The organism is Streptomyces sp. NPDC046887 (genome assembly GCF_040644755.1).
GTDB lineage: Bacteria > Actinomycetota > Actinomycetes > Streptomycetales > Streptomycetaceae > Streptomyces > Streptomyces lichenis.
Genome location: NZ_JBEYXH010000026.1, coordinates 1 through 19,274, shown reverse-complemented (window position 1 = coordinate 19,274; position 19,274 = coordinate 1). Strand labels below are relative to the sequence as shown.

17 protein-coding genes and 1 other RNA gene are annotated in these 19,274 nt (G+C 72.0%); 15 read left to right on the top strand and 3 right to left on the bottom strand.

Annotated features, from left to right (window positions below; genetic code table 11):
* The first annotated feature begins 63 nt into the window (after positions 1-63).
* Complete coding sequence (prfB, locus tag ABZ945_RS22375; RefSeq protein WP_361272243.1) at positions 64-1,170, top strand: peptide chain release factor 2; 1,107 nt, start codon at positions 64-66, stop codon at positions 1,168-1,170.
* A 379-nt stretch (positions 1,171-1,549) separates the two neighbouring features.
* Positions 1,550-2,533, top strand: a complete 984-nt coding sequence (locus ABZ945_RS22370) for a hypothetical protein (protein WP_361272240.1) — start codon at positions 1,550-1,552, stop codon at positions 2,531-2,533.
* A gap of 111 nt (positions 2,534-2,644) precedes the next feature.
* On the opposite strand, the gene ABZ945_RS22365 is transcribed toward ABZ945_RS22370, so the two are convergent.
* Complete coding sequence (locus ABZ945_RS22365) at positions 2,645-2,836, bottom strand: hypothetical protein (RefSeq protein ID WP_361272237.1); 192 nt, start codon at positions 2,834-2,836, stop codon at positions 2,645-2,647.
* 302 nt (positions 2,837-3,138) lie between these two features.
* Between ABZ945_RS22365 and ftsE the strand changes: the two genes are divergently transcribed.
* The 5 genes from ftsE (at position 3,139) to ssrA (ending at position 7,033) form a co-directional block, all read left to right on the top strand.
* On the top strand, positions 3,139-3,828 hold the full coding sequence (gene ftsE, locus ABZ945_RS22360; protein WP_105868830.1) for a cell division ATP-binding protein FtsE: 690 nt from the start codon (positions 3,139-3,141) through the stop codon (positions 3,826-3,828).
* A gap of 21 nt (positions 3,829-3,849) precedes the next feature.
* Positions 3,850-4,791, top strand: coding sequence for a permease-like cell division protein FtsX (ftsX, locus tag ABZ945_RS22355; RefSeq protein ID WP_361272233.1), 942 nt, complete (start codon positions 3,850-3,852; stop codon positions 4,789-4,791).
* Positions 4,792-4,858: 67 nt separating this feature from the next.
* A complete protein-coding gene (locus tag ABZ945_RS22350) occupies positions 4,859-6,043 on the top strand; it encodes a S41 family peptidase (protein ID WP_361272230.1) in 1,185 nt (394 codons plus the stop codon).
* An 18-nt stretch (positions 6,044-6,061) separates the two neighbouring features.
* Positions 6,062-6,547: an SsrA-binding protein SmpB gene (smpB, locus tag ABZ945_RS22345; RefSeq protein ID WP_361272227.1), complete on the top strand. Its 486-nt coding sequence runs from the start codon at positions 6,062-6,064 to the stop codon at positions 6,545-6,547.
* Between the two features lie 116 nt (positions 6,548-6,663).
* Positions 6,664-7,033: a transfer-messenger RNA gene (ssrA, locus tag ABZ945_RS22340) on the top strand.
* Between the two features lie 324 nt (positions 7,034-7,357).
* Here ssrA and ABZ945_RS22335 read toward each other — a convergent pair.
* A complete protein-coding gene (locus tag ABZ945_RS22335; protein ID WP_361272224.1) occupies positions 7,358-8,173 on the bottom strand; it encodes an alpha/beta fold hydrolase in 816 nt (271 codons plus the stop codon).
* 246 nt (positions 8,174-8,419) lie between these two features.
* On the opposite strand from ABZ945_RS22335, the gene ABZ945_RS22330 reads away from it, so the two are divergent.
* Together ABZ945_RS22330 and ABZ945_RS22325 are read left to right on the top strand one after the other, a co-directional pair.
* Positions 8,420-9,046, top strand: coding sequence for a hypothetical protein (locus tag ABZ945_RS22330; RefSeq protein ID WP_361272222.1), 627 nt, complete (start codon positions 8,420-8,422; stop codon positions 9,044-9,046).
* A gap of 117 nt (positions 9,047-9,163) precedes the next feature.
* Complete coding sequence (locus tag ABZ945_RS22325; RefSeq protein WP_361272219.1) at positions 9,164-9,667, top strand: VOC family protein; 504 nt, start codon at positions 9,164-9,166, stop codon at positions 9,665-9,667.
* Here ABZ945_RS22325 and ABZ945_RS22320 read toward each other — a convergent pair.
* Positions 9,606-11,063, bottom strand: coding sequence for an MFS transporter (locus tag ABZ945_RS22320; protein ID WP_361272216.1), 1,458 nt, complete (start codon positions 11,061-11,063; stop codon positions 9,606-9,608). The two genes, ABZ945_RS22325 and ABZ945_RS22320, sit on opposite strands and share 62 nt — an antisense overlap.
* An 85-nt stretch (positions 11,064-11,148) precedes the next feature.
* On the opposite strand from ABZ945_RS22320, the gene ABZ945_RS22315 reads away from it, so the two are divergent.
* The 6 genes from ABZ945_RS22315 to ABZ945_RS22290 form a co-directional block, all read left to right on the top strand.
* Entirely contained in the window at positions 11,149-12,114 is a 966-nt protein-coding gene (locus tag ABZ945_RS22315; protein ID WP_361272214.1) for a LysR family transcriptional regulator, read from the top strand.
* Between the two features lie 159 nt (positions 12,115-12,273).
* The gene (locus ABZ945_RS22310) at positions 12,274-13,440 is read left to right on the top strand and encodes a hypothetical protein (RefSeq protein ID WP_361272211.1); all 1,167 of its coding nucleotides are present in this window, start codon (positions 12,274-12,276) and stop codon (positions 13,438-13,440) included.
* Positions 13,441-15,624 (top strand): glycosyltransferase, encoded by a 2,184-nt coding sequence (locus tag ABZ945_RS22305; RefSeq protein ID WP_361272209.1) that lies wholly within the window; start codon positions 13,441-13,443, stop codon positions 15,622-15,624.
* Positions 15,625-16,190: 566 nt separating this feature from the next.
* A complete protein-coding gene (locus tag ABZ945_RS22300; protein WP_361272403.1) occupies positions 16,191-17,459 on the top strand; it encodes an acyltransferase in 1,269 nt (422 codons plus the stop codon).
* 532 nt (positions 17,460-17,991) lie between these two features.
* A complete protein-coding gene (locus ABZ945_RS22295; protein ID WP_361272207.1) occupies positions 17,992-18,585 on the top strand; it encodes a sigma-70 family RNA polymerase sigma factor in 594 nt (197 codons plus the stop codon).
* Positions 18,582-19,274 (top strand): zf-HC2 domain-containing protein (locus tag ABZ945_RS22290; RefSeq protein ID WP_361272204.1); only part of this gene is annotated, 693 nt, incomplete at its 3' end. The genes ABZ945_RS22295 and ABZ945_RS22290, both read left to right, overlap by 4 nt.

The following is a 19,274-nucleotide window of genomic DNA, read 5'->3' as shown; positions in this document are numbered from 1 at the left end:
TCCGGAAGGGGCGGGACCGGCCGGGGCGGTCGGGGTGTCGGCGCGAGCCGTTACGCTGGTCCCGTGGCAGTCGTCGATGTATCCGAAGAGCTGAAGTCCCTCTCCTCGACCATGGGGTCGATCGAGGCCGTCCTGGACCTCGACAGGCTGAGGGCCGACATCGCCGTGCTGGAGGAGCAGGCCGCGGCCCCGTCCCTGTGGGACGACCCGGATGCGGCGCAGAAGATCACCAGCCGGCTCTCGCACCTCCAGGCCGAGGTCCGCAAGACGGAGGCGCTGCGCGGGCGCATCGACGACCTCGCGGTGCTCTTCGAGCTCGCCGAGGCCGAGGACGACGCCGACACGCGCGCCGAGGCCGAGGCGGAGCTGACGGCCGTACGCAAGGCGCTGGACGAGATGGAGGTGCGCACCCTCCTGTCCGGCGAGTACGACGAGCGCGAGGCGCTGGTCAACATCCGCGCCGAGGCGGGTGGCGTGGACGCCGCCGACTTCGCCGAGCAGCTCCAGCGGATGTACCTGCGCTGGGCCGAGCGGCACAACTACGGCACCGAGATCTACGAGACCTCGTTCGCGGAGGAGGCCGGCATCAAGTCGACCACCTTCGTGGTCAAGGCCCCCTACGCCTATGGCACGCTCTCCGTCGAGCAGGGCACCCACCGCCTGGTGCGCATCTCGCCCTTCGACAACCAGGGCCGCCGCCAGACCTCCTTCGCGGGCGTCGAGGTGCTCCCGGTGGTCGAGCAGTCCGACCACGTCGAGATCGACGAGACCGAGCTGCGGGTGGACGTCTACCGCGCCTCCGGCCCCGGCGGCCAGGGCGTCAACACCACCGACTCGGCGGTGCGGATCACCCACATCCCCACCGGCATCGTGGTCTCCTGCCAGAACGAGCGGTCCCAGATCCAGAACAAGGCCAGTGCGATGAACGTGCTCCAGGCCAAGCTGCTGGAGCGGCGTCGCCAGGAGGAGCAGGCCAAGATGGACGCCCTCAAGGGCGACGGCGGCAACTCCTGGGGCAACCAGATGCGTTCGTATGTCCTCCACCCGTACCAGATGGTCAAGGACCTGCGGACGGAGTTCGAGGTCGGCAACCCGCAGTCGGTGCTGGACGGCGAGATCGACGGCTTCCTGGAGGCCGGGATCCGCTGGCGCAAGCAGCAGGAGAAGTAGGGCGGGAGCTCTGCCCCGGGCGGGGCGGCCGGATCGACCGGCCGCCCCGCCTCCCGCGTATCCGGGACGCCGTCCGTGCGATTCGCGGGAGCAAGCGGTCCGACGTGCGGGTTCTCGCTTTGTCGACAAGGAAATGAGCCGCAGTGGCGGGGTGCTCGGCGTCCTGCGTCACAATCGCACCGTTGCACCCCGACAACGGCCCTCATTCCCGGCATTCGCCCCTTAACCGCCTTGACGCGCCCGGGAAAACTGGGAAGGCTGACGCGCGGCATGCGCATGCTGAGTGGCTGTGATCGGGGGCGACAGCACCACACCCCCAGTGTCCGCCGGCTCCGGCGCGCTGCTCCATCGATGACTCGGCTACTGGGGGTAGCAGCAGATGACGAAGAAGACGCGCGTCCGCGTCGCGCGGATCGCCGCGGGCGCGGTGATCGCGGCCGGTGCGTCCCTGACGGCGGCCGGTGTGGCCTCCGCCGCCGGGATCGAGGTCGCGGGCATCAGCGTCCAGGGCGAGGCCGGCCTCGGCGTCGGCGGCGAGCTGGACGGCGGCCCGACCACCACGGGTGCCGGCGGCAACACCGTCGACGGTGCGGACGCCGGTACCACCACCACGGGCGACCCCGGCACGACCGGTACGAGCACCACCGGTGACCCCGCCACGACGGGTACCACGGGTACGACCGGGACCACCGGCGACCCTGCCACGACCGGCACCACGGGCACCACCGGCACCACCGGTACGAGCACCACCGGTGACCCGTCCACGACCGGGACCACGGGCACTACCGGTACGACCGGGACCACGGGTACGACCGGCACCACCGGCACCACGGGGACCACCGGTACGACCGGGACCACGGGTACGACGGGGACCACGGGCAGCACGGGCTCGACCGGTTCCACCGGCAGCACGGGCTCCACCGGCTCCGACGGCGGTCAGAGCGGCTCGACCGGCACCACGGGCTCCACCGGTTCCACCGGTTCCACCGGCTCCGACGGTGGTCAGAGCGGCTCGACCGGCACCACGGGCTCCACCGGCACCGACGGCGGGTCCGGCACCGACGGCGGGTCCGGCACCACTGGTGGGTCCGGCACCACCGGCGGGTCCGGCACCACCGGCGGCGGCACCGACACCGACTCCGTCGGCTCGCAGCCGGTGCAGCAGGGTGAGGCCAAGGAGGAGCTTGCCGAGATCGGTGGCGACGCCAAGGCCGTGGGCGCGCCCACGGCTCAGGGCGAGCTCGCCGAGACCGGCGCCGCCGAGACCTCGTTCCTGCTGATCGGCGCCGCGACGATGATCGTCGGCGGCATCGGCTTCCGGATGCTGCCGCGACTGGTCGCCGGCGGCCGCACCGCCGCCTGACCTGGTCGGACGGCACCCACCGGCAGCACAGAGGGCCTGAGCGGGCTCCTACGGCCCGCTCAGGCCCTCTGCCATGTCCTCAGGCCTCGTCGCGGCTCGGCGGCCTCCGGGCTACGCCGCCTGGTGGGCGAGCAGGGCGACCGCCGCCACCAGCACGATCAGTACCGCCAGCAGCGCCGCCGGGCTGATTCCGCCGAACGGGCCGTCCTGCTGGAGGCGCTCCCGGTTGGCCCGGCACACCGGGCAGCGGCCCTCACTGACGGGGGCCGCGCAGTTGGCGCACACCAGTCGGTCAAAGGTCATGCGCTCTCCTCCTCCCGCGCGGCGGCACCGCGGAAGCGGACCGTGCACCGACGCGGACTGCACACAGTTCTCCGGCGTACAACGCTCGGGGGGACGGGACCGTTCCCCCTTCCACTGTGCCAGGTCCGCCGGAATTAGGCGCGGGCCCCCGGAAATCCCGCCCGAGGCCGAACAGGGCTCCACAAGGCCTCGCCGCCCTACCCCGTACGGACATAAAGGGCAAGCCAGGACGGCGACTGCGCGGCCGGGCCGGGTTCGCGTATGGTCACGCTCACCTACTCCCTGCCGACCGTGGTGCATTCGTGATCCGATTCGACAACGTCTCCAAGAGCTACCCGAAGCAGAACCGCCCCGCACTCCGGGATGTCTCCCTGGAGATCGAGAAGGGCGAGTTCGTCTTCCTGGTGGGCTCCTCGGGCTCCGGCAAGTCCACCTTCCTCCGGCTGATCCTGCGGGAGGAGCGCGCCAGCCACGGCATGGTGCACGTCCTCGGCAAGGACCTCGCCCGGCTCTCCAACTGGAAGGTGCCGCAGATGCGGCGCCAGCTCGGCACCGTCTTCCAGGACTTCCGCCTGCTGCCCAACAAGACCGTGGCGCAGAACGTGGCGTTCGCCCAGGAGGTCATCGGCAAGCCGCGCGGCGAGATCCGCAAGGCCGTCCCGCAGGTGCTGGACCTGGTCGGGCTCGGCGGCAAGGAGGACCGGATGCCCGGCGAGCTGTCCGGTGGTGAGCAGCAGCGCGTCGCCATCGCCCGGGCGTTCGTCAACCGGCCGATGCTGCTGATCGCGGACGAGCCGACCGGCAACCTCGACCCGCAGACCTCGGTCGGCATCATGAAGCTGCTGGACCGGATCAACCGCACCGGCACCACCGTGGTGATGGCCACCCACGACCAGAACATCGTCGACCAGATGCGCAAGCGCGTCATCGAGCTGGAGAAGGGCCGCCTCGTCCGCGACCAGGCACGCGGCGTCTACGGCTACCAGCACTGAGGAAAGGCTGAAACGCACGCGATGCGCGCCCAGTTCGTACTGTCGGAGATCGGTGTCGGCCTCCGTCGCAACCTCACGATGACCTTCGCCGTCATCGTCTCCGTGGCCCTCTCGCTCGCCCTGTTCGGCGGTGCGCTGCTGATGCGCCAGCAGGTCAGCGCGATGAAGGACTTCTGGTACGACAAGGTCAACGTCACCGTCTACCTCTGCAACAAGAACGACGCGGGGGGCGGGGCGGCGGGCGCCCCGGCGACCCCCGCCTGTGCCAAGGGCGCGGTCACCGCGGCGCAGAAGAAGGAGATCAAGTCCGACCTCGACGAGCTGACGGCCATCGTCGACAAGGTCTACTTCGAGACCTCGGACGAGGCGTACAAGCACTACAAGGAGCTGTACGGGGACAGCGCGATCGCCAGCATCATCACCCCGGACCAGATGCAGGAGTCCTACCGCATCAAGCTGAAGGACCCGGAGAAGTACCAGGTGATCTCGACCGCCTTCGCGGGCCGGGCCGGGGTGCACTCGGTGCAGGACCAGCGCGAGGAGCTGGAGACGCTCTTCCAGATGATGCGCGGGATGAACGTGGCGGCGCTCTGCGTGATGGCGCTGATGCTGGTGATCGCGCTGCTGCTGATCGTCAACACCGTGCGGGTGTCGGCGTTCAGCCGCCGCCGGGAGACCGGGATCATGCGGCTGGTCGGCGCGTCCAGCTTCTACATCCAGATGCCGTTCATCATGGAGGCCGCCGTCGCCGGTCTGCTGGGCGGTGTGGTGGCCTGCGGACTGCTGCTGATGGGGCGGTACTTTCTGATCGACGGCGGGCTGCGACTCGCCGAGACGATGCCGGTGGTCAACTTCATCGGCTGGGACGCGGTCGTCGCGGTGCTGCCGCTGGTGCTGGTCATCGGCCTGCTGATGCCGTCCCTGGCGGCGCTCATCGCGTTGCGCAAGTACCTGAAGGTGTGACGAGCGCCCCTGGCGCCTCCTCGCCAACGGCCGCCCTCCGCCATGGGCTTGTCCTAGAGTGGGCGCCATGCCGGGCCCCGAGTTCTGTCTGCGGCCCCGCGGTCCTCGCAGCCGCGGGGCGGCTCTGACCGTGCTGTTCGCCACCGTGGTCGCCACCGCGGCGGCCATCGACTGCCTGCCGCAGCAGGACGAGGGCCTGCACCGTCCCACCCCCGCGGCCCATGGCCACGGGGCCGCCCCCGCCCGGGTGGACCGCGCCGAGCTGGCCCGGGCGGCCGCCGAGGCGGTCGCCGAGGGCAAGTCCGGCGCCCAGGCCGCCGAGGAGGTCGTCAGCCGCAGCGGTGACCGCTGGGGCGCGGTCTACGACCGGGGCGAGTACGCCGAGTTCGCCCGCGCCCTGGACGGCCGGTACACCGGAGTCGGGCTCTCCGTGCGGCGCGCCGCCGACGGCCGGATCGAGGTGGCCAAGGTCCGCGCGGGCGGCCCCGCCGACCGCGCCGGACTGCGCCCCGGCGACCGGCTGCGCGCGGTGGACGGCCGGCCCGTGGAGGACCGGCCGGCCGCCGAGGCGGTGGCCCTGCTGCGAGGCGAGGGGGACCGGCCCGGTACGGAGGTCAGCCTCGCCGTCCAGCGCGGCGCCCGCGCCTGGACCCAGGCCCTGCGCCGCACCACCCTGGCGGCGGAGGACGTCACCGTCCGCCGGCCCGCCGACGGGACGGTACGGATCAGGGTGGCGGCGTTCACCAAGGGCAGCGGCGAGCGGGTGCGCGAGGCGGTCCGGGCCGCCCCGCCCGGCGCCGGGGTGCTGCTGGACCTGCGGGGCAACGGCGGGGGACTGGTCGCCGAGGCGGTCACCGCGGCCTCCGCCTTCCTGGACGGCGGACTGGTCGCCACGTACGACGTGGAGGGCACCCAGCGCAGCCTCACCGCCCAACCCGGCGGTGACACCGCCCGCCCGCTGGCGGTCCTGCTCGACGGCGGCACGATGAGCGCGGCCGAGCTGCTGGCCGGGGCCCTGAAGGACCGCGGCCGGGCGGTCACCGTGGGCAGCCGTACGTACGGCAAGGGCTCGGTGCAGATGCCGAGCGCCCTGCCGGACGGCTCGGTCGCCGAGACCACCGTCGGCCACTACCGCACCCCGTCCGGGGCCGCCGTGGACGGCCGGGGCATCACCCCCGACCTGGCGGCGGACGGGAGCGGCGCGGAGGAGCGGGCCCGCCAGGTATTGAGTGGCCTGGGCACCGGGTCGTAGTGCGAAAATGACGGCACTATGGCAAAGGCGAAGGACACCGGACGCAAGCTGGTCGCGCAGAACAAGAAGGCGCGGCACGACTACCACATCCTGGACACCTACGAGTGCGGCCTCGTGCTCACCGGCACGGAGGTGAAGTCGCTCCGTCAGGGGCGGGCCTCGCTGGCGGACGGCTTCGTCCAGATCGACGGCAACGAGGCCTGGCTGCACAACGTGCACGTCCCCGAGTACGCCCAGGGCACCTGGACCAACCACAGCGCCCGCCGCAAGCGCAAGCTGCTGATGCACCGCGCGGAGATCGACAAGCTGGAGTCCAAGTCCCAGGAGACCGGCCACACCATCGTCCCGCTGGCCCTGTACTTCAAGGACGGCCGGGCCAAGGTCGAGATCGCGCTGGCCAAGGGCAAGAAGGAGTTCGACAAGCGGCAGACCCTGCGCGAGAAGCAGGACCGCCGCGAGACCGACCGCGCCGTCTCCGCCGCCCGCCGCCGCCAGCGCGCCTGAGCACCCGCCGGCACCGGCGCCCGCGCCGGTCGGGAATGCGCTGGCACCATCACCCGTTGGTCACGTACGATGGCTCCTGCCCCTCACAGCAGGGGCACGGATTGAAAAATCAACATGGGGATGATCGGTTTCGACAGCGGATGTCGAAGCAGGGGAAGCGTGTCGAGGAAGCGGCAATGATCTCGTAAACCACGCGCCGAAACCAATAATCGCCAACACCAAGCGCGATTCCTTCGCCCTCGCTGCCTAAGTAGCGACTTGCGAAGTGTCAGCCCGGGGATGTTCCCGACCCGGATCCTGGCATCGACTAGGGAACTCCACCGCTAGACCCGGTCACGGGGTGTAGCGGAAAAACAAACAGTGACTGAGCCCGTCGGAGACTTGTCCGCGTGATCTCCGGGGCTGAGAAAATCGAAGCGGACTGCACACGGAGAAGCCCTGATTCCGCACCGTTGGACGCGGGTTCGATTCCCGCCATCTCCACTCGGCGACAGGCGATCTGTGCCCGCGAACAGCGCGGGCCGGGTCGCCTCGTCGCGTTGTGCGCGGACTTCGTCCGCGCTTGGCGGGGGGGCTTCGCCCCACCCGCACCCCCCCGGGGGCTCGTCGGGGTGGGCGTTCGTGGTTGGCGGTCCCGGGGGTTCTTCGGGGTGGGCGTTCGTGGTTTTGAGCCGGGGGTTCGTCGGGGTGGGCGTTCGTCGTTGTGGGGCCTGGGGCGTCCTCGGGGGCGAGGTCACTCGCCGACGCGGGCCTTCACGGCGGATGGGCCACCCGCCCCGGTCCGCGTGAGCTGCGCGACGCCTTGCGGGCTTAGCGTTCGGTGAGCCAGTCCGCGGTGGCGCGGATGACGAACGCTTGGTACTCCTGGGTTTTGGGGTCTTGGTACTGCGGATCGTCGTGGACGGCAAAACCGTGCTGCGAGCCGTCGACGGGGACGAGTCGTACCGGAGCGGTGAAGCGTGGCACAGCCTCAGTGGACGAATCGAACGGCACCAGCGTGTCAGCGGTGCCGTGGACGATGAGGGTGGGTGCCTTCACTTCGCTGAGTGCTTCGTGCGGCCGGAGCCAGAAGACCTCGTTGTAGATGGCGCGCCCGTGCTTGAGGGTGGGCGTGTGCCGCAAGTAGCCCTGGGCGGTCAGCTCGGCGGCGGCCTCATCGGAGAGGTGGTCGTTCTCCCAGTACGGCCGGTTGTCGATGGTCCGGCGCTTGTAGTCGAGCTGCGGATTGAACAGCACCAGCCGCGAGATCTCTTCCGGCTGCCTGGCCGCGTAGTAGGCGCAGACGCCGCCGCCGAAGCTCGCTCCGAGGAGGGTGAGCTGCTGGGCTCCCGTTTCCTGCCGCAGGCACGCCAGCATGACGCGGATATCGTTGAGGATCATGGAGAGCGTCAGTTCCTCCTGCCGGCCTTCGCTCTCGCCGTGGCCCCGGAGGTCAAAGCGCAGACTGGCAATGTCCGCCTTGGCAAGACCGGCGGCGAGCCGCGTGAAGAAGCCGCCCTCTTCGCGGGTGACGCCGCCGCCGTGCACCAGGAGCACGGCGCGCTGGGTCCGCACCTGGGGACGTTCGAGGGTGCCCGCCAGGCGCAGCCCGTCGAGGGTCCGTACCGTCACGCTGTCAGTCGCCATGTTGACCAAGCGTAGTGAGCGGAAATGCGTCCCAACAAGATGCGTCAATGGGCTTCGGACATGCTGGGCTGGGATCTGCCGGCGCCGCGCTTGTCGGCCGATGGTGCGCCCGTCTCCGTCAGAGCGACCCGCACAGGCGTGCCCGGGGCGGTTGCCTGGGGCCGTTCGAGATGCGGGCGGGGGGTGGGGCTCGCACGATGAGTACGGAGTGGTGTCGTACGGGGCGCCCCTTCCGCGGAGGTATCGATGGCTCATCTCCATGAACGGACCGGCAGCGAAACGGGTACGCGGCCCTCGCCCCTGCACGGCGGCGGGGTCATCCTCAGCTTCGCGCCCTGGATCATCTTCGATGTGATCGCCGGGCCCAGCACCTGGAAGCTGGCCGCCTTCACCGCGCTGGTCGCCTCGGTGGTGCTCAGCCTGCCCGACCTCCGGCACGGGACGGCCAAGCTGCTCAACGTGGCCGCCATCCTCTTCTTCGGAGTGATCTGGATCCTCGGGTTCGTCCTGGACCGCCAGGACCTGATCTGGCTGGAGACCTACGCCCAGGTGCTGTCCAACGGCGTGCTGGCGGTGGTCGCCTTCGCCTCGCTGGCCACCATGCCCTTCACCGAGCAGTACGCGCGCGAGTCGGTGCCCCGGGAGCTGTGGAACACCCCGGCCTTCCACCGCACCAACCAGGTGCTGACCGCCGTGTGGGCGGCCGTCTTCCTGGTCACCGCCGTCCTGGGACTGATCGCCCTGCATACGAGTGGCCTGGGCGACTGGTTCAACTGGGTCATCCCGATCATCCTGCTGGTCCTCGCCATCAAGTTCACCAAGTGGTACCCGGAGTACGTCCGAGGTCAGGCGCGGTCGGCGGCGCTGCGGTAGCGGGCGCCCCAATGCCGGTGGCTCCAGGCGCCCTTGACCTCGGGTGGGGGCGGGCTCCTACGTTGGGTGGTGGAGCGCGGGGGGTCCGCCCCGGCGCCTGACGAGGGGAGGCCTGGGATGAGTGAGGGTGCGGAGAAGGGCGGCGAGACCCCGGACCGGTACCGGTACGCGGTGGTGCCGAACATCCGGGTGGCGGACGCCGCGGCGGCGATCGACTTCTACCAGCGGGCGTTCGGCGCTCGGGAGGACGTACGGGTGGACGCCCCGGGCGGCGGGGTGCTGCACGCCGAGATCAGCATCGGGCCCTCGGTGCTGATGCTGGGTGATTCCGATGGGGAGGACGGGGGAGACGGGGGAGAGGGCGGGGGTGGGGCGTTCCGGGCGCCTTCGGCGCTGGGTGGGACTTCGGTGGCGCTGCATGTCTTCGTGGACGATGTGGACGCGCTGGCGGCGCGGGCCGAGGAGGCCGGGGCGGAGATCCTCCAGCCGCCGACGGACACCTTCCACGGCGACCGGACCGTCATCCTGCGCGACCCCTCGGGCCATCAGTGGGTGTTCCTCACACACCAGGAGGATGTGGCGGACGAGGAGCTGGGCGGGAGGCTGGCCGCGGAGGGGTGAGGGGCTGGAGGGCCGCTCCTCTGGGCCTGCCGGGCCCGCTCCCGGGCCGGACGGGTCCGCCTCCGGGCCGCCGGACACCTTGGGTGCGGAGGGAGAGGAGCAGGGCCAGGGCGGCGGCACCGGCCGGGGTGGCGTAAGCGGTGGTGGCGCCCAGGTGCTCGACCAGCCAGCCGCCGCCGGCCGCGCCCGCCGCGATGCCGCCGAGCAGGGCGGTCACCGCGAGGGTCATACCCTCGTTGAGCTGCCCGGACGGGGTCCGCTTCTGGACCAGGGTCATCCCGGTCACCATGGTCGGCGCGGTGGCCGCGCCCGCCACCAGCAGGGCGGCGGCCAGCACCGGCAGTGAGCCGGTTGCCAGCACGGTGAGCGCAGGCAGGCACATCAGGGCGGTCATCGCGGCGAGGCAGCCGGTGAGACCGCCGCCGCGCCGGGACCGGCCGTAGACCAGCCCCGCCAGGCAGGAGCCGGCCGCCTGGAGCGCCAGCACCACGCCGCCCGCCGGGCCCTCGGCGTACGCCAGGGTGACCACCTCCAGGGAACCGAAGACCGCGCCGGTGGCGAGGAAGACGGTGAGGAGGGCGGGCATGCCGGGGGATCGGAGGGGGGTGTGGGAGTGGGTGGCCGGGCGGGTCGCCGGGGGCTCGGTGGTGCGCTGGGCGGCGAACAGCAGGGTGCCGGTGAGCAGCAGCGCGGCGCCGGTGAGGGTGCCGGCCTCGGGGAAGAGGGCCGCGCAGAGGAAGGCGGCGGCCACCGGGCCGAGCATGAAGCACAGCTCGTCCACGGCCTGCTCGAAGGCGTTGGCGGTGTGCCGGGCCGCCGGGTCGTCCCGGTACAGATGGGCCCAGCGAGCCCGGGCCATCCCGCCCAGATTGGGCACGGTGGCGGTCGCGGCGTACGCGGCGAACAGGGTCCAGGCGGGCGCTCGGAAGTGGACGCAGAGCAGCAGGGTGAGGGAGCCGAGGACGGCGAGGGCGGTGGCGGGGACGGCGACCCGGCTCTGGCCGTAGCGGTCGGCGAGCCGGGCGGTGAAGGGGGCCACCAGCGCGGTGGCGGTCAGCCCGGTGGCGGTGACCGCCCCGGCCAGGGCGTAGGAGCCGTAGGCCCCGGCGATCATGATCACCGCGCTGACGCTGAACATCCCGGCGGTCAGCCGGGCGGGGAGGTTGGCCAGGGTGAAGGCCCGTGCCCCGGGGGTGTCGAAGAGCCGCCGGTAGGAGGAGCTGCGCGGAGAAGGGGAGCGGGGGGCGCGGTGGGGCGGGGGGCCGGTGCGCGGGGTCACGACGGGGGAGGCAGGGCGGCGCGGGCCCAGGAACGGGGACTCGGGGGAGAGGGCGAGATGGAAGGGGGTGGGGGAGGGGGAACCAGAGGGGGAGGGGGAAGGAGAGGGGGAGGGCATGGGGTGAGCTTCGGCGGGGAGGGTGGTGGGGGTCCAACACCTTGTCGAAGGTGATTGACGCGTCTGTGTTGTAAGTTCTGGGGCCATGGTCGCCGATCTGCCGCCTCGACTGCTGCGCGGGTTCCTCGCCGTGGCGGAGGAGCTGCACTTCACCCGCGCCGCCGCCCGGCTGTTCACCGCGCAGCAGGCGCTGAGCCGGGACATCCGCCGGCTGGAGCGGGAGCTGGGGGCGGAGCTGTTCAGCCGCTCCACCCGCCAGGTGGCGCTGACCGCCGACGGGGAGCGGCTGCTGCCGCACGCGCGGGCGGTGCTCGCCGCGTACGAGGGGCTGGACGCGGCCTTCACCGACGCCGCCCGGCCGCTGCTGGTGGACGTCAACACCGATGGGCTGGTCTCCGGCCGGGTGCTGGCCCGGGCCCGCGAACTGGCCCCGGGCTGCGAGCTGATGGCCCGCTACGGCAGCGGGCTGACCGGCGCGGCGGCCCAACTGGCGGCCGGGCGGATCGACGCGGCCTTCGGGCGGTTCGCCGGGCTGCCGGAGCGGGCGCGGGCCGGGCTCCGGGCGCAGCCGGTGCGGTACGAGCCGATGGCGGTGCTGCTGCCCGCGGACCATCCGCTGGCCGCGCGGGACGAGGTGGAGCTGGACGCGCTGGCGGGGGAGACGGTCTACGCGGGGGCGGGCAACCCGGCGACCCTGGAGTGGACCGATCTGGCGGCGCGGCTGTTCGCCGGGCGCTCGATCGCGGTGGCGCCGCCCGCCCCGGTGGCGGTGGGCGCGGAGGAGTTCCGGCGGATCATGGCCAAGAGCCGCCGCCCGGTACTGGCCGTGGTCGACTTTCCGGCCATGGAAGGGTGTGTGCTCCGCCCGCTGGTGCGGCCGGTGCCGCTGTCACCGGTCTCGCTGGTGTGGCGCCGGGGTCTGCGCCATCCCGCGCTGGACGCATTGCGGGCGGCGGCCGCCGAGTTGGCGGCCGAGGGAGGGTGGTTGCGCAGGGCGGAGGGGACCTGGCTGCCGGAGAGTGACCTTTGGCACATGACTGGCAAAGACTGAACCAAACCCATGTCCTTGGTAGTCGTGCGCTACATTCATAGGTCTCGGGTGCAGCAGAAACAGTGGTGGCGTAGGGACGGGTGGGGACCGGTCCGGCGCCACGATTCCAGCCAGTCCATGTGCGCCCAGCTCCGGCTCAATGGGGGATGTGCGTACACAGTGGACAAGTGGCAAGAACCTGCCTGGAACGGGCACACGGGTGAGTCGTACGAGACGTACGGTGAGACCTCGTCAGATGGTACATACCAAGGCGCCGCACAGCACGGTGGGCTTTCGGCCACCGGCACGGCGGGCGGCTACGGCTACCCGGGCCCGGACGCCTCCTACCCGTTCGATCACTCCGTACACCAGGGCACCCTGCCCCAGCAGCTGGACGACTTCGCCTACTCCGGATATCAGGGCGGCGACGCGTACGGCCCCGGTGCCGCCGGGTACGCCGACCATGGCCACGGTCACGGCCAGTGGGCGGAAGCCCCGTACGGCGCGGCGGACCAGACGACCGTGCTGCCGCCGGTCGGCGGTGCGGGCGGGCAGACGACGGTGCTGCCGGCGGTCGGTGCCGCGGTGGACGGCGAGGACCTCGCCGAGGTGACCACGGTGCTGCCGCCGGTCGGTGCCGTGGGTGATCCGATATCCGGCGGAGCGGGCATATCCGCCATACCCGACCCGGTGGACATACCCGGCGCCGACTCCGACGCCGCCCCCGACGGCCCCGTCTTCGTGGACGAGAGCGGGCGCCGCAGCAAGAAGTTCCGCCGCCTCGGCTGGGTGCTGGCCGCGGCCTGCGCCGTCTACGCCGTGACGCTCGTCGTCTCCGTCATCGGCGGCAACTCGGCCGCCCCCTGGCTGCTCATCCCCGGCCCGGCCGCCGAGAAGAAGAACGAGACCTCCAAGGTCGAGCCCGCGCCCAGCGGCAGCGCACCCGTCACCGAGGCCGTCGACGCCGAACCCGGCGCCACCACCTCCGCCGACCCCGGGGGCGCGGCGAACCCCAGCCCCTCCGGCAGCGCGGACGTGCAGGGCGGCACCCCCGCCGATCCGCGGCCCGGCACCTCCGCCGACGCCGGGACCACCACCCCCGGCCGCGAGGACGAGACCCGGCCGCAGCGGCCCGACCGGCCCGACACCCGGCCCTCCGACGAGCGGCCCTCCGGCGGTGGCACCGTCCCCTCCAAGCCCTCCACGGGCAAGCCCTCGGTCACCGAGGAGCCGCCGACCACCGAGCCGACGGACGAGCCCACCGTCACCCCACCCACCGAAGACCCCGCCGACCCGCCGGTCGAAGAGAGCGGCGGCCAGCAGATGGCCGCGGAAGGCACACCGTAAATGACATCCTCCGGCAGGCGGCGCGCCCAGAAACAGCGGCGTGTCCGCCGGCGCAGGCTGCCCATGCGCTATCTGCTTCCCTCCCTGTTCCTGGTGGCGCTCATGGCGATGCTCATGCTGCGCGGCTATGTGCACAGCGAGATCCTCGCCGACCACCGGGTGCGCACCCCCGCGCCCACCGACAAGGTGCCCCAGCACATCCTGGAGGGCGGCCCGGTCATCGACGCCCGCGGCGCGGAGCCCAAGGCGCTGAGCGTCCCCGACCAGAAGCTGGTCATCACCTTCGACGACGGACCCGACCCGGTCTGGACGCCCCGGGTGCTGGACAAGCTCAAGGAGTACGACGCCCACGGCGTCTTCTTCGTCACCGGGACCATGGCCTCGCGCTACCCGGACCTGGTCAAGCGGATGGTGGACGAGGGCCACGAGCTGGGCCTGCACACCTTCAACCACCCCGACCTCTCCTTCCAGTCCAAGGACCGCATCGACTGGGAGCTGTCGCAGAACCAGCTCGCCATCACCGGCGCGGCCGGGGTGCGCACCTCGCTGTTCCGCCCGCCGTACTCCTCGTTCTCCGACGCCCTCGACAACGAGGCCTGGCCGGTCACCCAGTACATCGGCAGCCGCGGCTACATCACCGCCTTCAACAACACCGACTCCGAGGACTGGAAGCGCCCCGGCGTCGAGGCGATCATCAAGCGCGCCACGCCCCAGGGCACCGAGGGCTCCATCGTGCTGATGCACGACTCCGGCGGTGACCGCTCGCAGACCGTCGCCGCGCTCGACCGGTTCCTGCCGGACATGCAGAAGCGCGGCTACGAGTTCACCACCCTCACCGACGCCCTCGGCGCGCCCAGCGCCCACACCCCGGTCACCGGACCGGAGCTGTGGAAGGGCAAGGCGTGGACCGGGGCGGTCGCCGTCTCCGAGAACGTCACCACCGTCCTGGTCGGCGGCCTCGCCATCATCGGCGTGCTGGTCTTCGTCCGCTTCGGCCTGATGCTGCTGCTCTCCTTCGCGCACGCCCGCAAGGTCCGCCGCAGGGGCTTCCACTGGGGCGCCCCGGTCACCGAACCGGTCACCGTGCTGGTCCCGGCGTACAACGAGAAGGAGTGCATCGAGAACACGGTGCGCTCGCTGATGGCCAGCGACCACCCGATCGAGGTCGTCGTCATCGACGACGGCTCCTCCGACGGCACCGCCGACATCGTGGAGTCGATGTGGCTGCCGAACGTGCGGGTGGTGCGCCAGGTCAACTCCGGCAAGCCGGAGGCGCTGAACAACGGCATCCGCAACGCCCGCCACGACATCATCGTGATGATGGACGGCGACACGGTCTTCGAGCCGTCCACCGTCCGCGAGCTGGTCCAGCCCTTCGGCGACCCGCGGGTCGGCGCCGTGGCCGGCAACGCCAAGGTCGGCAACCGCGACTCGCTGATCGGCGCCTGGCAGCACATCGAGTACGTGATGGGCTTCAACCTGGACCGCCGGATGTACGACGTGCTCGGCTGCATGCCGACCATCCCCGGCGCGGTCGGCGCGTTCCGCCGCGAGGCGCTGGAGCGGGTCGGCGGCATGAGCGAGGACACCCTCGCCGAGGACACCGACATCACCATGGCCATGCACCGCGACGGCTGGCGCGTGGTCTACGCCGAGCGCGCCCGCGCCTGGACCGAGGCGCCGGAGAGCGTCCAGCAGCTCTGGTCGCAGCGCTACCGCTGGTCGTACGGCACCATGCAGGCGATCTGGAAGCACCGGCGGGCGCTGGTCGAGCGCGGCCCCTCCGGCCGCTTCGGCCGGGTCGGCCTGCCGCTGGTCTCGCTGTTCATGGTGCTGTTCCCGCTGCTCGCCCCGCTGATCGACGTCTTCCTGCTGTACGGGCTGGTCTTCGGCCCGACCGGGCAGACCGTGGTCGCCTGGCTGGGCGTGCTCGCCATCCAGGCGGTCTGCGCGGCGTACGCCTTCCGGCTCGACAAGGAACGCATGACCCATCTGATATCCCTGCCGCTCCAGCAGCTGCTGTACCGGCAGCTGATGTACGTGGTGCTGCTCCAGTCCTGGATCACCGCCCTCACCGGCGGTCGGCTGCGCTGGCAGAAGCTGCGCCGCACCGGTGTGGTGGAGGCGCCCGGCTCCATCCCGAGCCAGCGCCGCTCGGGCGAGGACCGGAGGCCGGTGGCATGAGCTACCCCACCCCGCCGGAGGGCCCCGGCCCCGCCCGCCCCCGCGACCCCTTCGAGCCCGCGGCCCCCTTCGAGCCGCAGGCCTCCTACGAGCCGTCGGCCTCCTATGACCCGTCGGCTTCCTATGACCCGTCGGCTTCCTATGACCCGTCGGTCTCCTACGACCCGTTCGCGGGTGGGCGGCCGCAGGCCGGGAGCGGCACCGGACAGCCTGGGGCCGTTCCCGGACAGGCTGGGCCGGGCGGTCACGGCTACGGGAACGACGGTTACGGGAACGAGGGCCACGGCAGCGGATACGCGAACGACGGTTACGGGGGCGGGTACGGGCAGGGCCACCCGGCGCCCGGACCGGTAGGCGGCCGCCCCGAGTCGTACGGGAACCCCGGCGCGTCCTTCGACGCCTTCGACGCGTTCGGGTCCCGGCGGTCGGTGGAGCCCGCCCGCCCCGCGGACCCCTACGCCCCGGCCCAGCCCCCGGTACGCGGCCAGGGGCCCGTGCCCGTACCCGTACCGGTGCCCGCGCAGCGCTCGGCGAGCGGGCTGGAGGCGCCGGCGGCGGACCACGCCATGGGCGCCACCGCCGCGCTGCCCACCGTCCCGGTCGGCGCCGGATCCCCGGCGGACACCCGGGACGAACCGGCCCCCTCCGCGGCCGCGTCCGGGCCGGAGCCCGTGCCCGCGCCCGAGCCCGAGCCGGCGGCGAGGAAGAAGCCGGGCCGGGACCGCTACCTCGATGTGCTGCGGGCCGTCGCGCTGCTGCGCGTGATCGTCTACCACATCTTCGGCTGGGCCTGGCTGACCATCCTCTTCCCGTCCATGGGCGTGATGTTCGCGCTCGCCGGCTCGCTGATGGCGCGTTCGCTGTCCCGGCCGGCCTGGGAGGTCATCCGGGGGCGTATCCGCCGACTGCTGCCGCCCATGTGGGCGTTCGGCGCGGCGGTGCTGCCGGTGATGTTCTACCTGGGCTGGAAGCCGGTGAAGGAGGAGGGGATCTGGTGGTTCCTCAGGCTGACCTCCTACCTCTTCCCGATCGGCGCCCCGCCCTACCCGTGGCAGAGCGGCAGCCAGTCCGGGATGCTGGAGCAGAGCTGGGCCGCGCAGGCCGCCGGACCGCTCTGGTACATCCGGGCCTATCTGTGGTTCGTGATCGCCTCCCCGCTGCTGCTGTGGGCGTTCCGCCGGCTGCCGTGGGCCACGCTCTTCGCCCCGCTCGCGCTGACCGCGGTCATCGGCACCGGACTGGTGAAGATCCCCGGTGAGACCGGGCTGGCCCTCACCGACTTCGCCGTCTACGGCTCCTGCTGGGTGCTGGGCTTCGCCCACCACGAGGGGCTGTTCGCGAAGGTGCCGAAGTACGTCACGGTCTCGGTGTCGGCGCTGATCATGGCCTTCGGGCTGTGGTGGGCGTCCGGGCACCTCGGCCCGGACGGCTGGGACCTCAACGACATCCCGATGGCCCAGGCCGCTTGGTCGTTCGGCTTCTGCGTGATCCTGCTCCAGTACTCGCCGTCCTGGCAGACCCTGCCGGGGAAGCTGGCGGGCTGGGACAGCCTGGTCACCCTCGCCAACAACCGGGCCGTGACCATCTACCTCTGGCACAACCTGCTGATCATGCTGACCGTCCCGATCATCGACGTGGTCTGGGACATCCCCGGCATCGAGGCCTACGAAGCGCAGATCTCCGCCGCGTACCCGGTGCTGATGCTGCTGCTGGTCTTCCCGCTGCTCGCCGCCGCGATCGTCTCGGTGGGCTGGCTGGAGGACGTCGCCGCCAAGCGCAAACCGCGGCTGTGGCCCAACGGCGCCAAGAAGAAGCCCGCCGCCATGACCGGCTAGCACCCGCGCCGGCCCGCCGCCAAGGCTCGCTCACGCACCACCGAGGGCCATCGCGCCCACCGCCCGAGGGGGCCTCCCGGCAGATGCCGGGAGGCCCCCTCGGTGCGTACCCGTAGCGCCCGGCGCCCAGCCGACCACCTCGACGCGGCAGGGGATACGCCGAAGTCGCCATGCACGCATTCTGGACGGCGCGAGGTGCGGGTGCGGGCGCGGGCGCGAAGGGGGCGTGCGGTTCCCGGCGGACCGCCGCCTCCGCCCCTCTCGGCCCGCCCCGGGCCCCGTGTCGGGCCGCCGTAGGGCCCGTACGGGCCCATCTCCGCCCCTACGGCCGTTACCCCGCGTATGGCTCCAAGGGGTCAACTGGCGGCAAGCGCAGGCGAATCACCCGTCACTCCCGTCACCGACCGTGCACATACGGGCACTTGTGAAAGTTTCCGAGAAAAATCCTGTCGGCGTTGAGTGGACCGGGCCCGGGGCCGCGTAGTGATGGAGGACAACGACTCAGATCAGGGTCTCGACCGGGAGGTTCCAGGTGCGCAAGGATGCCGCCGTGGCCGATGACCGTCGGGGGACGCATCGGGCCCGGCACCGCGCGGCGGCGCCACGCACCAAACCCGAAGTCCCGGACGAGGAGTTGATGCGGGCGCTCTACCGTGAACACGCCGGCCCCCTGCTCGCCTATGTACTCCGCCTCGTCGCCGGCGACCGCCAGCGGGCCGAGGACGTGGTGCAGGAGACGCTCATCCGTGCCTGGAAGAACGCCGGTTCGCTGAACCAAGCGACCGGCTCTGTCCGACCCTGGCTGGTGACGGTCGCCCGGCGCATCGTCATCGACGGCCACCGCAGCCGGCAGGCCCGGCCGCAGGAGGTCGATCCGTCGCCGCTTGAGGTCATGCCCGCGGAGGACGAGATCGACAAGGCGTTGTGGCTGATGACGCTCTCTGACGCGCTCGACGATTTGACCCCGGCCCATCGGGAAGTCTTGGTCGAGACGTATTTCAAGGGGCGTACGGTCAACGAGGCGGCCGAGAAACTCGGCATACCCAGCGGGACCGTGCGGTCCCGCGTGTTCTACGCGCTGCGCTCCATGAAGCTCGCACTGGAGGAGAGGGGGATCTCGGCATGACGACGTACGAGAACGAGTCGGTGCACGACGCCGTCGGCGCCTACGCGCTCGGCATTCTCGACGATGCCGAGGCCACCGCCTTCGAGGCGCACCTCGCCGGCTGCCCGGTGTGCGCCGCGCACCTGGAGGAGTTCTCCGGGCTGGCGCCCATGCTCGCGCTGCTCGCCGAACCACCCGGCCCGGCCGACCGGCCGCTGGCCCCGCCCGGGACCGGCGGTCCGCTGTGGAGCGACCCGCCGGACATCGCGTACGGGGACTCCCCGTATGGGGACTCCGTACCCCGGCGGGGGGAACCGCCGCTCGCCTTTCCGGGCCCGTCGCACCACGGGCCCTCCGCGCTGTCCGGGCCCGGACACGCCCGGCGGGGCGCCCCGGTGCCCGGGCCGCGCTCCGGCGCGCCAGGGGAGGCGGACGGGCCGATGCTGGGCCGGCTGGTGGACGAGGTGTCCCGCAAGCGCGCCCAGCGCCGTCGCCGTACCCGGCTGCTGGTCGCGGCCGCCGCCGCGCTGATCATCGGCGGCCCGGTCGCCGCCATCGCCGCCACCGACGGCGGTGACGCGGGCCAGGACGCCCGCACCACGCAGGCGGCCGACCCGCACCCCACCAGCCCCGCCGAGGACGCCTTCTTCCACCATATGGAGGAGAAGCTGACCGGCACCGACCCGGGCAGCAAGGTCGCCGCCACCGTG

Excerpts from the sequence above, each read along its gene's own strand:
- ABZ945_RS22370 (WP_361272240.1), top strand. The coding sequence starts at position 1,550 with ATGACGAAGAAGACGCGCGTCCGCGTCGCGCGGATCGCCGCGGGCGCG.
- ABZ945_RS22365 (WP_361272237.1), bottom strand. The coding sequence starts at position 2,836 with ATGACCTTTGACCGACTGGTGTGCGCCAACTGCGCGGCCCCCGTCAGT.
- ftsX (WP_361272233.1), top strand. The coding sequence starts at position 3,850 with ATGCGCGCCCAGTTCGTACTGTCGGAGATCGGTGTCGGCCTCCGTCGC.
- ABZ945_RS22350 (WP_361272230.1), top strand. The coding sequence starts at position 4,859 with ATGCCGGGCCCCGAGTTCTGTCTGCGGCCCCGCGGTCCTCGCAGCCGC.
- smpB (WP_361272227.1), top strand. The coding sequence starts at position 6,062 with ATGGCAAAGGCGAAGGACACCGGACGCAAGCTGGTCGCGCAGAACAAG.
- ABZ945_RS22335 (WP_361272224.1), bottom strand. The coding sequence starts at position 8,173 with ATGGCGACTGACAGCGTGACGGTACGGACCCTCGACGGGCTGCGCCTG.
- ABZ945_RS22330 (WP_361272222.1), top strand. The coding sequence starts at position 8,420 with ATGGCTCATCTCCATGAACGGACCGGCAGCGAAACGGGTACGCGGCCC.
- ABZ945_RS22325 (WP_361272219.1), top strand. The coding sequence starts at position 9,164 with ATGAGTGAGGGTGCGGAGAAGGGCGGCGAGACCCCGGACCGGTACCGG.
- ABZ945_RS22320 (WP_361272216.1), bottom strand. The coding sequence starts at position 11,063 with ATGCCCTCCCCCTCTCCTTCCCCCTCCCCCTCTGGTTCCCCCTCCCCC.
- ABZ945_RS22315 (WP_361272214.1), top strand. The coding sequence starts at position 11,149 with ATGGTCGCCGATCTGCCGCCTCGACTGCTGCGCGGGTTCCTCGCCGTG.
- ABZ945_RS22305 (WP_361272209.1), top strand. The coding sequence starts at position 13,441 with ATGACATCCTCCGGCAGGCGGCGCGCCCAGAAACAGCGGCGTGTCCGC.
- ABZ945_RS22300 (WP_361272403.1), top strand. The coding sequence starts at position 16,191 with ATGGGCGCCACCGCCGCGCTGCCCACCGTCCCGGTCGGCGCCGGATCC.